This is a genomic window from Vibrio sp. MEBiC08052, assembly GCF_001506075.1.
Lineage (GTDB): Bacteria > Pseudomonadota > Gammaproteobacteria > Enterobacterales > Vibrionaceae > Vibrio.
The window spans coordinates 1,322,571-1,336,034 of sequence record NZ_KQ947475.1; the positions used below are offsets into that span (position 1 = coordinate 1,322,571).

Annotated in this window: 11 protein-coding genes; 5 read left to right on the plus strand and 6 right to left on the minus strand. The window is 44.8% G+C overall.

Features of this window, described 5'->3' with window-relative positions:
• Positions 1 to 194: 194 nt before the first annotated feature.
• The gene (locus VRK_RS05855; protein WP_021020117.1) at positions 195 to 704 is read right to left on the minus strand and encodes a DUF2062 domain-containing protein; all 510 of its coding nucleotides are present in this window, start codon (positions 702 to 704) and stop codon (positions 195 to 197) included.
• A gap of 92 nt (positions 705 to 796) precedes the next feature.
• Between VRK_RS05855 and VRK_RS05860 the strand changes: the two genes are divergently transcribed.
• The 5 genes from VRK_RS05860 to kdsB are packed head-to-tail and all read left to right on the plus strand — an operon-like array spanning position 797 to position 6,678.
• Positions 797 to 2,980: a DNA internalization-related competence protein ComEC/Rec2 gene (locus VRK_RS05860; protein ID WP_231735744.1), complete on the plus strand. Its 2,184-nt coding sequence runs from the start codon at positions 797 to 799 to the stop codon at positions 2,978 to 2,980.
• Positions 2,981 to 2,997: 17 nt separating this feature from the next.
• Positions 2,998 to 4,746, plus strand: a complete 1,749-nt coding sequence (gene msbA / locus VRK_RS05865) for a lipid A ABC transporter ATP-binding protein/permease MsbA (RefSeq protein ID WP_059122672.1) — start codon at positions 2,998 to 3,000, stop codon at positions 4,744 to 4,746.
• Positions 4,747 to 4,749: 3 nt separating this feature from the next.
• On the plus strand, positions 4,750 to 5,757 hold the full coding sequence (gene lpxK, locus VRK_RS05870) for a tetraacyldisaccharide 4'-kinase (protein WP_059120510.1): 1,008 nt from the start codon (positions 4,750 to 4,752) through the stop codon (positions 5,755 to 5,757).
• Positions 5,738 to 5,917 (plus strand): Trm112 family protein, encoded by a 180-nt coding sequence (locus VRK_RS05875; protein WP_021020121.1) that lies wholly within the window; start codon positions 5,738 to 5,740, stop codon positions 5,915 to 5,917. The genes lpxK and VRK_RS05875 overlap by 20 nt, the downstream gene beginning before the upstream one ends.
• Positions 5,917 to 6,678: a 3-deoxy-manno-octulosonate cytidylyltransferase gene (gene kdsB / locus VRK_RS05880; protein WP_059120511.1), complete on the plus strand. Its 762-nt coding sequence runs from the start codon at positions 5,917 to 5,919 to the stop codon at positions 6,676 to 6,678. Before VRK_RS05875 ends, kdsB begins: the two co-directional genes overlap by 1 nt.
• Before the next feature lie 76 nt (positions 6,679 to 6,754).
• Here kdsB and VRK_RS05885 read toward each other — a convergent pair whose 3' ends face one another.
• The 5 genes from VRK_RS05885 to pflA all read right to left on the minus strand — a co-directional run bounded on the left by VRK_RS05885 (position 6,755) and on the right by pflA (position 13,458).
• Entirely contained in the window at positions 6,755 to 8,305 is a 1,551-nt protein-coding gene (locus VRK_RS05885; protein WP_059120512.1) for a SpoVR family protein, read from the minus strand.
• Positions 8,306 to 8,318: 13 nt separating this feature from the next.
• Positions 8,319 to 9,590 carry a YeaH/YhbH family protein gene (locus VRK_RS05890; protein ID WP_059120513.1) on the minus strand — a complete coding sequence of 424 codons (1,272 nt, stop codon included), beginning with the start codon at positions 9,588 to 9,590 and terminating at the stop codon, positions 8,319 to 8,321.
• Positions 9,591 to 9,810: 220 nt separating this feature from the next.
• Positions 9,811 to 11,745, minus strand: a complete 1,935-nt coding sequence (locus tag VRK_RS05895) for a PrkA family serine protein kinase (protein WP_059120514.1) — start codon at positions 11,743 to 11,745, stop codon at positions 9,811 to 9,813.
• A 312-nt stretch (positions 11,746 to 12,057) separates the two neighbouring features.
• Positions 12,058 to 12,558, minus strand: coding sequence for a YfbU family protein (locus tag VRK_RS05900; protein WP_059120515.1), 501 nt, complete (start codon positions 12,556 to 12,558; stop codon positions 12,058 to 12,060).
• A 159-nt stretch (positions 12,559 to 12,717) separates the two neighbouring features.
• Positions 12,718 to 13,458 carry a pyruvate formate lyase 1-activating protein gene (gene pflA, locus VRK_RS05905; RefSeq protein ID WP_059120516.1) on the minus strand — a complete coding sequence of 247 codons (741 nt, stop codon included), beginning with the start codon at positions 13,456 to 13,458 and terminating at the stop codon, positions 12,718 to 12,720.
• Positions 13,459 to 13,464 lie beyond the last annotated feature (6 nt).

The window sequence follows — 13,464 nt, forward strand, 5'->3', positions numbered from 1 at the left end:
GGCGACTTCAGGCCGTAAAATGCTGAAGTCGTTTCCTATTCTCTCCGACGCTCATAGCGTTGACGTTCCTAAAATATATAAGAAAGTGTGAAGTGAACCGAGGATGACCATTCTCTGACATCAACAATTTCACACCTTTATCACGGGTGCCTCGTAATGACGGACACTTTTCAAGACACTCTCTTTTTCTCAGGTTACTTTAGCTGTCGCTTTTGCCAGCTTCTGACGACGGAGTAACGCCACAAGCCATGAATCCCGAAGTAACCAAGTAGGGCACAGACGACGCCACAAATCAAACACCCGACAACCAGTGAGGGTGCAATGGTTGACATTTGCTGAGTGATATAACTCCAAGACAGTTCAAAATGAAAATGTTGTGGCGGTTCATGGAGAACCCAAGCGCCGAGTTTATAAGCAAAATAGAACAGAACCGGCATGGTAATTGGGTTACTCACCCAAACCAAAGCGACAGAGAGTGGCAGATTGACACCACATGCGATAGCAAGTCCAGCAGACATAATCATCTGACTGGGAAGCGGGACAAATGCCATAAATAATCCCACGGCAAAAGCACCGGCAGCCGAACGACGGTTCAGACACCATAAATTGGGGTTATACAACACGTTACCGAAAATTCTCAGGGCTTTTTGCCGTTTGATTAGTTCCCTGTCTGGTAAGAATCGCTTAATTAATTTTTTAGGCATATAAAACGATGGCTCTTATAAAAAACAACTGGTTGCTCAGTTCTTATTGTTTAACATTATTATCATCACCTTATTGGCCGAAGATGCCGGGTATGATTTATTGCTGGTGGGGTGTCTTGCTGCCGTTTTTTGCTCTCCGGATTCATCAACTGCGGTACACAATTGGTATATGCACCGCATTGATATTGGTGCTATTTTACGGAAATATATTCAAACGACAATCTGCCATTCTATTTCAGTCTGAACACGATATTACCATAAACGTCAAAGTTGACAGCTTTTTTACACCAAATAGTTTTGGCTATAGTGCGCGAGCACAAGTGTTATCGATAAATAACACACCTATTAGGTGGTGGATACAACCAAAAGTCAAGCTATATACATCTGCTCAATATTATCCCGGTGATATATTGAAAATGTCAGTTACTATCAAACCGATTACGGGTTTACTCAATGAAGCGGGATTTGATAGTGAACGCTATTTTTTCAGTCAAGGCATGGTTGCAAAAGTATTCGCCCGTTCTGATATTGAGGTGAAAAAATCAGGAGAGTCTTGGCGTTATCGGCTATTTCAGCGAGTGGCGCAGCAGCTCCAGAACGACTCGTTGAAAGGTATTATCCTTGCGCTTTCTTTTGCAAACCGCAATGATTTAACCGAGCAACAGTGGCGGATCCTCAAAGAGAGTGGTTTAGCGCATTTGATCGCTATCTCAGGTTTGCATATCGGTATTGCTTACTCATTTGGTTTCTTTCTTGGTATACCCATCTCTCGTTTAGGTCAACGCTGGTTATGGACGCCAGTTATCTTCGGGGGGTGTTCTGCTTTGACTTACGCATGGTTAGCCAGTTTTTCACTGCCAACCCAACGCGCCATGCTGATGTTACTCATCCATATTGTATTCAGATTGAGCCATATGCGAATCAGTCTCCGAGATCGATTCTTACTCACGTTGAGTGGCATATTAACCATTCATCCGTTTGCCGGGGTTTCAGCCAGTTTCTGGATGTCGTTTTCTGCGGTTTTCTTTGTTCTTTATCTGGTCAATCAGGAAAGAGACATCCTGCACCGCGATCGTATCGGAAAACTGATACGACAGATGAAAGGGCATATTGTATTAATGATCTGTATGTTGCCTGTCGGTGCTTACTTTTTTGGTGGTGTGAGTCTGGTTGCCCCCTTGTATAACTTGGTATTTATTCCTTGGTTCAGTGTGCTGGTGGTGCCTTTGCTCTTTGTCGGCTTGTGGGTGACGGGGTGTGGTGGCTCAGCCATGCCAGTATGGCAGACGATTCATGTTTTACTTGAGCCGGTTATGTGGGCAGCCAGTTTTGCTGAGCCAGCTTGGCTATTTACGCCTTCTCACTTTACCTACCTCTTGATTATTGCGACAGCGGTTGTGTTACTTTGGCCCATCTTATCACGCTGTAGTATCGGCTTTTTTCTGGTCATGATGTGTGGATTCTCGACCGGCCGCGATACAACAACCGGCTGGCAGATTGATATTCTGGATGTCGGCCATGGTTTATCGATTTTGATTGAGAAAAATGGACACTACATTCTCTATGATACCGGGAAAAGCTGGCAGGGTGGGAGTATCGCTCAGTCCGTAGTGACACCTGTCTTAAGGCAGCGAGGGGTCCGGCATCTGGATGGTTTGATTCTCAGTCACTTGGATAATGATCATGCAGGTGGTCGTTTTGATGTTGAAAAAATCTGGCATCCCCAGTGGAAACGAGCCAGTGCGTTTTTGCCGGGATATCAGCCTTGCACACAAGGTCACTCATGGCAGTGGCAAGCACTGAGGTTTGATGTTTTATGGCCGCCAGAACGCGTTGTGAAAGCAGACAACGATGCTTCATGCACGATTCGGATTTCTGATGATGCCGGACATTCTATTCTGTTGACCGGCGATATTGAAAAGAGCAGTGAATGGCAGATGTTACAGCAGAACCTGCCACTTGGCAGTGATGTGGTAATTGTGCCTCATCATGGTAGCTATACATCTTCTTCCTCTTTATGGGTGAAACGGGTTGGCGCTGAGTTAGCCATTGCCTCTTTGGCCGGGATAAATATGTGGCATTTGCCCAATGCCGGTGTCGTTAAACGCTATCAGCAAAATGGCACACAATGGCTGGATACAGCCACGTCTGGTCAGGTACGGATCATCGTTTCGAACAAAAAACGAGAGGTCAACACGATGCGCAGTCATGCCTTCTCGCCATGGTATAGGCAGACGCTACGTAAACAGGTAGAATGGCGCGGTTATTCTCGATGAAAAGTACCATGGTATCTATGTCTAATATAAATGATGAAACGACTTGGCAAACTTTTAAGCGTCTTTGGGTTTATATCCGCTTATACAAGTCAGGTCTGTTTGTTGCCGTTATTGCTCTGATTATTAATGCTGCGTCGGATACCTACATGGTTTCCCTACTCAAGCCACTGTTGGATGAAGGTTTCGGTTCCGCTGAATCTAATTTTCTGAAAATACTGCCGTTCATTATTTTAGCCATGATGCTGATCCGTGGGCTCAGTGGATTTGTATCATCTTATTGTCTGAGTTGGGTTTCTGGGAACGTCGTGATGATGATGCGACGTAAAATATTTAATCATTTCATGCATATGCCGGTGGGTTTCTTTGATCAGGAATCAACCGGTGGATTATTGTCAAGAATTACCTATGACACGGAACAGGTCGCCGGTGCGACGAGCCGGGCATTGGTTAGTATTGTCCGCGAAGGCGCCAGTATTGTGGGTTTGTTGGCATTGATGTTCTGGAATAGCTGGGAGTTATCTCTGGTCTTGATCGTTGTCGCGCCTGTTGTTGCTGTAGCGATTCGAGTCGTGTCGAAGCGGTTTCGGAAAATATCCAGAAATATGCAGGATGCGATGGGACAGGTCACCTCGTCTGCTGAGCAGATGCTGAAGGGGCACAAAGTGGTTCTTAGTTATGGCGGTCATGACGTCGAGGGCAAACGCTTTGATGATGTCAGCAACCGGATGCGTCAACAGACGATGAAACTGGTCGCCGCTCAGGCTATCGCGAATCCAGTGATACAGATGATTGCTTCTGTGGCATTGGTGACGGTGTTATTTTTAGCCAGTGTGGACTCGATTCGTTCCGAACTGACTCCCGGCACATTTACGGTGATTTTTTCTGCCATGTTTGGTTTGATGCGCCCGTTAAAAGCGTTAACGAATGTCACGTCAGATTTTCAACGTGGGATGGCCGCCAGTCAGACTTTATTCTCACTGATGGATCTGGAGACGGAAAAAGATACCGGCAATTACGAAGCCGATGCCGTGACGGGACTGGTTCAAGTCAATGACGTAACGTTTACCTATCAGGGTAAAGAAAAGCCGACCCTTGCACATATTTCTTTTGCCATCAAACCAGGTCATACCGTTGCTTTGGTCGGCCGTTCCGGTTCGGGGAAAAGTACCATTGCCAGTTTATTTACCCGTTTTTATGATGTTGACGATGGTGTGATCCAGTTAGACGGGCAGGATATCCGAGATTATAAATTGACCAACCTCAGGAAGCATTTTGCGCTGGTCTCGCAAAATGTGCATCTATTTAACGATACGATCGCAAATAACATTGCCTATGCTGCTGAGGGGATTTATACCCGGGAGCAAATTGAACACGCTGCCCGGCAGGCGCACGCGATGGAATTCATTCAAAATATGCCTGCGGGTCTGGACACTTTGATCGGTGAGAATGGTGCCAGTCTGTCTGGCGGTCAACGCCAGCGGATCGCGATCGCCCGGGCACTCCTGAGGGATGCACCGGTGCTGATTTTGGATGAAGCGACATCCGCACTGGATACCGAATCAGAACGGGCGATTCAGGAAGCTTTAGCTGAGTTGCAGAAGAATAAAACGGTTTTGGTGATTGCACACCGATTATCGACGATTGAAGAAGCCGATGAAATTTTGGTCATCGATGAAGGTGAAATTATCGAAAGAGGTCATCATGTCGCGCTGCTTGAAAAACACGGTGCCTATGCTCAACTTCATCGTACCCAATTTGGTAGCTAAATCGTGATTGAGGACATCTGGTTTAAAAATCATTTCGCCGGTCGGTTATTGGCCCCGATCTTATGGCCGCTGAGTCTGCTGTACCGCTGGATCAGTGAAGCGCGCAGAAAGTCCTATCAACAAGGGCATAAGCAGACTTATCGGGCACCGGTTCCGATCATTGTTGTCGGCAACATTACTGCCGGAGGAAATGGGAAAACGCCAGTGGTTGTCTGGCTGGTGGAAGCATTACAACAGATGGGTATGACACCGGGCGTGATTTCCCGTGGCTACGGGGGTAAAGCACCGCAATATCCATTACTGCTTACCCAAGAGACACCCGTTCACCACTGTGGTGATGAACCGAAACTGATACATCAGCGAACAGGGGCACCTGTTGCCGTGGCACCACACCGAGCAGATGCGGTACAAGCATTATTGACACAAGGTGTGAATGTGGTGGTTGCCGATGATGGCTTACAGCATTATGCATTGGCGCGGGATATTGAAATTGTGGTTGTTGATGGCCAACGACGTTTTGGCAACCAACGGTTTATTCCTTACGGCCCGTTGCGAGAGTCGCTGCACCGACTGACATCGGTTGATTTTGTCATTAACAATGGTGGTTCACCGGAAGGAAATGAGATTCCCATGACGCTTGTGCCTCAGCAAGCCGTTCACCTTTGTTCCGGTATCCGTCGTGATGTTGAGCAATTAGGGAAATTAACCGCCATTGCAGGGATCGGTAACCCGTCGCGTTTTTTTCAGACATTATTGCAGTTAGGCGCTTCTCTGGTTGCGACCCGAGGATTTGCTGATCATTATCAATATAGTGCTCGTGATATTGAGGGAATTGCCGAAGAAGCCGAACATGTCATCATGACGGAAAAAGATGCAGTGAAATGTCTTCCCTTTGCGCAAGATAACTGGTGGTATTTACCGGTATCTGCGGCATTCCGACCTGTAGATGCGCAAAAAATATTACGATCAATTGAAGAGGTTATTAAACACTATGGATCATCGTCTGCTTGAAATTGTTGCCTGTCCGGTATGTAAAGGAAAACTGACCTATGATAAAGAGCAACAAGAGTTGATTTGTAAATTTGATCGGCTTGCATATCCAATTAGAGAGGGAATCCCGGTGTTGCTGGAGCCAGAAGCACGAACCATGTCAATGGAAGAGGGACGCTGATGACGGCTGCTTATACTGTGGTGATTCCTGCGCGTTATCAGTCTTCTCGCTTACCGGGAAAGCCATTGGCTGATATCTGTGGGAAGAGCATGATCCAGCGTGTTTATGAGCAGGCGATTCAGTCTGGTGCTGAACGCGTGGTGGTCGCAACGGATGATGAAAGAATTGCACAAGTGGTTAAATCTTTCGGTGGACAAGTCTGTATGACGGGTTCTGAACATCAGTCCGGTACGGAGCGGCTGGCGGAAGTTGTTCGTAAATTATCGATTCCGGATGATCATATTGTGGTCAATGTTCAAGGGGATGAGCCGTTGATTCCACCTGCGATTATTACTCAGGTGGCCGAAAATCTGGCAAGTCACAATGCTCCGATGGCAACACTCGCTGTTGAAATTACTGACCGGGAAGAAGTGTTCAACCCAAATGTCGTGAAGGTTGTCACGGACCATCAAGGGTATGCACTCTATTTTAGTCGTGCAACAGTTCCTTGGGATCGTGACCAATATGGTCAATCGCAGCCTGAAATTCATACACCATTATTACGGCATATCGGTCTCTATGCCTATCGTGCTGGATTCATTCAGACCTACATCCGGTGGGAGCCAAGTCAGCTGGAGAAAATTGAACGTTTGGAACAGCTGCGCGTCCTTTGGTACGGTGAGAAAATTCACGTTGGTGTTGCTTTGGAAACACCACCGATAGGGGTGGATACCGAGGCAGATTTGGCGCATCTTCGAGCGATTATCGCCCAAAGTTATTAAGAGAAACGGATGGGAAAATCCCATCCGTTTTAGTTGATGACCATGCGTTTGGTCATACGTAGTTGATTCAAGTTTGTTATGGCACTGAGAGCTGTGTCGTCTCTTTGGTTGGGCAAACAGCCAGCCGTTCTCTTCTGCCCGTATCTTTGACTTCTTCCAGAATGACTTCAAATCCCCACAAACGATGCAAATGTTTTAAAACTTCTTCATAGCTCGAGTCGAGAGGGATACGATCATGAGGGACATATTGGAGCGTGAGAGAACGATCTCCTCGGACGTTAACATTGTAAACCTGAATATTGGGTTCAATATTGCTCAGGTTGTATTGTGCTGCGAGCTTTTCTCTGACTTTCTGATAGCCCAGCTCGTCATGGATCGCATTAACTTCAATAAAATTCTTGCGGTCATCATCGGTGATGGCAAAGAGTTTGAAGTCTCGAATGAGTTTAGGTGAGAGGTACTGACTGATAAAACTCTCATCTTTGAAGTTCTTCATTGCAAAATGAACCGCATCCAACCAATCGGTTCCGGCCAAGTTCGGGAACCACTCTTTATCTTCCTCCGTTGGCTCCTGACAAATGCGCTGAATATCTTTGAACATAGCAAACCCTAATGCATATGGGTTGATACCACTGTAGTAGGGGCTACTGTATGATGGTTGAGCGACCACGCTGGTATGACTGTGCAGAAATTCGAGAATGAATTTTTCAGAGACCAGTCCTTCATCATAGAGATGGTTTAAAATAGTATAGTGCCAGAACGTTGCCCATCCTTCATTCATGACCTGAGTCTGCTTTTGAGGATAGAAGTATTGGCTGATTTTTCTGACAATTCGTACAATCTCTCGTTGCCACGGCTCAAGTAACGGCGCATGTTTTTCAATGAAATAGAGTATGTTTTCCTGTGGTTCACTCGGAAAGCGAATGCGCTCATCCTCTGATTTTGGTTCGGTTTTCGGGAGTGTTTTCCAAAGTTCATTCACTTGAGACTGTAAATACATCTCACGTTGTTCTTGGCGAATTTTTTCCTCAGTAATCGATATTTTTTCCGGTCTTTTATACCGATCCACACCGAAACTCATCAGAGCATGACAAGAATCTAAAATATCCTCGACTTCTGTGACCCCATATTTTTCTTCACATTCGCTGATGTAGTTTTTGGCGAAGAGTAAATAGTCGATGATAGAACTGGCATCCGTCCAAGCTTGAAACAGATAATTCCCCTTAAAGAATGAATTATGCCCATAGCAGGCATGGGCCATCACCAGTGCTTGCATGGTGACGGTGTTTTCTTCCATCAGATAAGCAATGCAAGGATCAGAATTGATGACAATCTCATAGGCTAATCCCATCTGACCATGTTTATAACCTTGTTCTGTCTGAATGAACTTCTTACCGAAAGACCAATGGTTGTAATTGATGGGCATACCAATACTTGAATAGGCATCCATCATTTGTTCAGACGTGATGACTTCTATCTGGTTGGGATAGGTATCAAGACGATAATGCTCTGCGACTCGTTTGATCTCGGTGTGATAGCGATCGAGTAAATCAAAGGTCCAGTCCGGTCCGTCCGGTAGCCGTTTACTTTGGGGCTTGTCAGGTGCCGACTTTGTTTTGGTTACCATTCAAAAGTCCCTCCTAAGCTGTTGTTTCTTTATGAAACAATTCCCTGAATACGGGGAAAATATCATCCACGGACTGAATATTTTTCATGGCAAAGTTATCAAAACTTGTCTGTAATTTTTCATATTCATGCCAGAGTGTCTGATGAGAGCGATGTGTAATTTCAATATATGCATAGTATTGACAGCACGGTAGTAGGTTCTCAGTGAGTATTGAACGACAGCGAGGGGAGTCATCGGCCCAGTTATCGCCATCAGATGCTTGCGCTGCGTAGATATTCCATTGATTGAGCGGGTAACGTTCTTCCACGATTTCATGCATCAATTTGAGGGCGCTGGATACAATGGTTCCGCCGGTTTCTTGTGAGTAGAAAAACTCATGTTCATCCACTTCTTTCGCTTGTGTATGGTGGCGAATGAATACGACTTCAACATTCTTATAAGTTCGGGTTAAAAATAGATAGAGCAGGACATAAAAACGTTTTGCAATGTCTTTGGTCGCCTGATCCATTGAACCTGAAACATCCATCAGACAAAACATAACGGCTTGACTGGAAGGGATAGGACGTCTCTCATAGTTTTTATAACGTAAGTCGAACGTATCAATAAATGGTACCTGATCGATCTTTTTACGAATATCCAGTATTTCTTGCTGGAGACGCTTCTCTTCCAGTGGTTGTGCCGGCTCCAGATTCTGAATTTCTGCCAGTGTTTCTTCGAGTTCATGAAGCAAGCGACGTTTGCCGGAAGTCATCGCGGTTCTTCTCGCCAATGATTGTTGGAGTGAACGTACGATAGAAATATTGGCAGGCACACCAGCAGTCTGATAGCCGGAACGATGTGTTTTCCATTCGACGATTCGATTGACTTGCTGTTTCTTCAGATTAGGCAGGGCCAAGTCGTCAAATAAGATATCCAGATATTCATCTTTGGATATCTGGAAAACAAAATCATCATTGCCTTCACCATCGGCGCTGGCATCTCCTTGACCTGAGCCACTGCCGCCACCTTGTTGGGGGCGGTCAATTTTATCACCCGTGATAAATTGGTCATTGCCGGGATGCACACGTTCTTTCAGGCCACCTTTCCCTTGATGAAAACTTGGCTCTTTAATGTCTTTGCTAGGGATTGAGATGTCTTCCCCAGATTCGGTATTGGTAATTGAGCGACGATTCACCGCATCTGCAATCGACTCTTTGATTTGTTGCTTGTGACGACGGAGAAAGCGTTGGCGATTCACCGCACTCTTATTTTTACCATTTAATCTTCTGTCAATAAATTGCGCCATGAATATCCCCTTTACTTAACATCACCGAACAACAACCCGATAGGGTATGAGTTGTTGTATGGTTCCCCCGGATTGGAAGCAGAAGCGAGTTGACGTTCAGCGTTTCTCCCAACTCGCCATCTTCGAGTGTGGCCTTTAAAGTTACCGTATCACAACACTTTAAAGGGACATCTTTTGAAGTTCTGCCTCCGACAGCACCGAGCGTATGGTGCAAGATGATTTATGACGATTTACGAACACGTAAATACCATTCGGATAACAACCTGACTTGTTTTTCGGTATAACCTTTTTCCATCATCCGTGCGACGAAATCATCATGTTTTCTCTGTTCTTCAGAGGATGTTTTCGTATTGAAAGAAATAACCGGTAAGAGTTCCTCTGTATTGGAGAACATTTTCTTTTCAATCACAGTCCGCAGTTTTTCATAGCTAGTCCATGCAGGATTTTTACCACTGTTATTTGCTCTGGCACGTAAAACAAAGTTAACGATTTCATTGCGGAAGTCTTTTGGATTACTGATTCCGGCGGTTTTTTCGATTTTTTCCAGTTCACTGTTGAGAGCGGATCGATCAAACAGTTGGCCGGTTTCCGGGTCACGGTATTCCTGATCCTGAATCCAAAAGTCAGCATAAGTGACGTAACGGTCAAAAATGTTTTGTCCATATTCAGAGTAAGATTCCAGATAAGCGGTCTGGATCTCTTTGCCGATGAACTCAACGTACCGTGGCACCAGATAACCTTTGAGATACTCGAGATATCGTTCGGCGGTATCTTGAGGGAACTGCTCTCGCTCTATCTGCTGTTCGATGACATAAAACAGATGCACTGGATTGGCGGCAACTTCAGTCTGATCAAAGTTGAACACACGGGAGAGTATCTTGAAGGCAAAACGTGTCGATAGTCCGTTCATCCCTTCATCGACCCCCGCATAGTCTCGATACTCCTGATAGCTCTTCGCTTTGGGATCTGTATCTTTGAGTGTCTCGCCATCGTATACCCGCATTTTGGAGAAAATGGACGAGTTTTCCGGCACTTTCAGACGAGATAGAACACTAAATTGTGCCAGCGTTTCTAAGGTGCTGGGTGAGCAAGGTGCGAGAGATAGTTCACTGTGATCCAATAGTTTTTGATAGATTTTGACTTCTTCAGATACGCGCAAACAGTAAGGTACTTTGACGATATAAACCCGATCAAGAAATGCCTCGTTGTTTTTATTGTTACGGAATGCCTGCCACTCGGACTCATTCGAGTGGGCGAGGATCATTCCTTCAAAAGGCAAGGCGGATAAACCTTCCGTGCCGTTATAGTTACCTTCCTGAGTTGCAGTCAGAAGGGGATGCAGCACCTTGATGGGTGCTTTAAACATCTCGACAAATTCCATCAAGCCCTGATTGGAACGACAAAGCGCGCCAGAATAGCTGTACGCATCAGGGTCATCCTGAGAGAAATGTTCCAATTTACGAATATCAACTTTACCGACTAATGAAGAAATGTCCTGGTTATTTTCATCCCCTGGCTCTGTTTTTGCGATAGCAATTTGATCCAGTATCGATGGACGTAATTTGACGACTTTGAATTTAGTGATATCTCCCCCAAACTCATGGAGTCGTTTGGCTGCCCATGGAGACATGATGGTCCGGAGATAGCGCTGATCAATACCGTATTCCGTTTTGAGTAGCTCTCCGTCTTCACTGATATCAAACAGGCAGAAAGGATGATCGTTCACCGGACTCCGTTGCCCGTTTGCACTGAGTACGTAGATGGGCATCAGTTGCATTAATGATTTTAGTTTTTCTGCAAGTGATGATTTACCGCCCCCTACAGGACCGAGTAAATAGAGGATTTGTTTCCGCTCTTCAAGTCCTTGAGCAGCGTGTTTCAGATAAGAGACGATCTGCTCAATGGATTCTTCCATCCCGTAAAAGTCTTTAAAGGTATCATAACGAGAGATCACCCGATTCGAGAAAATACGGCTTAAACGGGGATCTTTTGATGTATCGATGACTTTAGGTTCACCAATGGCTAATAGTAGACGCTCGGCAGCGTTGGCATAGGCACTTTTGTCTTCTTTACATAGCTGTAAGAAGTCTTGTAGTGATAACTCTTCTTCCTTCGCTGCTTCATAACGCGCTTGAAAATGGTCGAATATACTCATAGCTCATTCCCTCTAAAATGTCTTGACGACATGTCAACGCTTCAACACAAATCGCACACTCTTTAAGACTAGTCGCTAATTAACAATTCTGCTTAAAAAATATGCGTTTAATCAAAAAATCTAGTCTGTGTCATACTGGATGTTTAAATGATTTGTTAAATGAATGTTTTATCAATTTAACAAAAATTAGCGAAAGGTGGAGAACATTGAATTGTCTTAATAGAAAGGTAGATGGTTTTCGTTTGAATGATAGATTTTATTGATCGAGTTTTCGGGCGACACTTTGGTTGTCGCCCGGATCTGCATGAGGAGTTAAGCGTTAAAAATCTGTTGGAACTCAGAGACAGAAAGATGATATTGACGGGGGCACGACTGCCATTTCGCTGTCATACGACGATATTTATCTAACATAGGCACTTGACTGTTAAACTGGTGTTCGCCCTGTTCAAACTGGGTATATAACCCCTCGGAGTTAACTAAGAAACGAACATAGTGAACCAACTGCGTTTCTGTCGATAAATCAAAGCCTAAAAATTGCAGACGTCTTGCATCAATCTTGTCTTGATCCGCTTCGGTCAACTGCTTATAGGATTCTTGCATCGCATGGTACATTTCCATGATATTGATGATTTCACTGCATTCACTCTCTGGCAAACAGCCAAATTCTTTATTCAGCTCCCGCATGTGCAGTTCATAACCTCGTTCGATAATCGTTCTGAAACGCTTATATTTTTCTGCATTTGCTGGATCAAGCTGTGACATCAATAAATATTGATTGGATAGGATAAGGCGTTGAGCATTGGTCATTTCCATAGCAAATTCCTACTCGAATGATAAAAGATTGTTATCAGTAGAGTAACGTGAATTGTGTGCCTGAAACATGATCTCAATACGGGTTTTAACTGATTTGTATCATTTGATTACCGAGATGTTTCATCCTTTGAGTATCTCGGTAAACTTGATTTTTCGTGGTTAATATTTCACATTGGAATGATATTGACTCAAGATTGAAACAATATTATCCATGGTCTCTTTTGACGGGGGCTGAACACCATCCAGAGGATAGTCCAGACCCATAGCTTCCCATTTATGGGCCCCGAGTTTGTGATAGGGGAGAAGCTCTATTTTCTCAATGTTATCCATATCTTGAATGAATTGTCCTAACTGATGAGCAGCATTTTCATCATCAGTATATCCGGGGACGATCACATAGCGGATCCACGTTGTCTGACCGATTTTATGCAGGTAACGGGCGAAGTCTAACGTTCGGTGATTGGATACACCGATGAGTTTTTGATGTATCTCATCCTGCATGTGTTTGATATCCAGCATAACCAAATCTGTAACGTCAAGCAGTTCATCAATGACCGGTGTATGTTTGCGGACATAGCCATTGGTATCAAGGCAGGTATGCATGCCTTCTGCCTTGGCTGCACTGAAAAAATCTCTGACAAATTCAGGTTGCAGAATGGCTTCCCCACCAGAACAAGTCACCCCACCACCCGATGCATTCATAAAATGGCGATAAGATTTTGCTTCTTGAATGATATCTTCGACAGAAATCAGCTTTCCGGCATGAACGTCCCAAGTATCTCTGTTGTGGCAATACATGCAGCGCATCAGGCACCCTTGCATGAAAACAATGAAACGAATGCCAGGGCCATCAACGGTGCCACATGTCTCAAAAGAATGGATACGACCTAGAGTTGACATGATGAT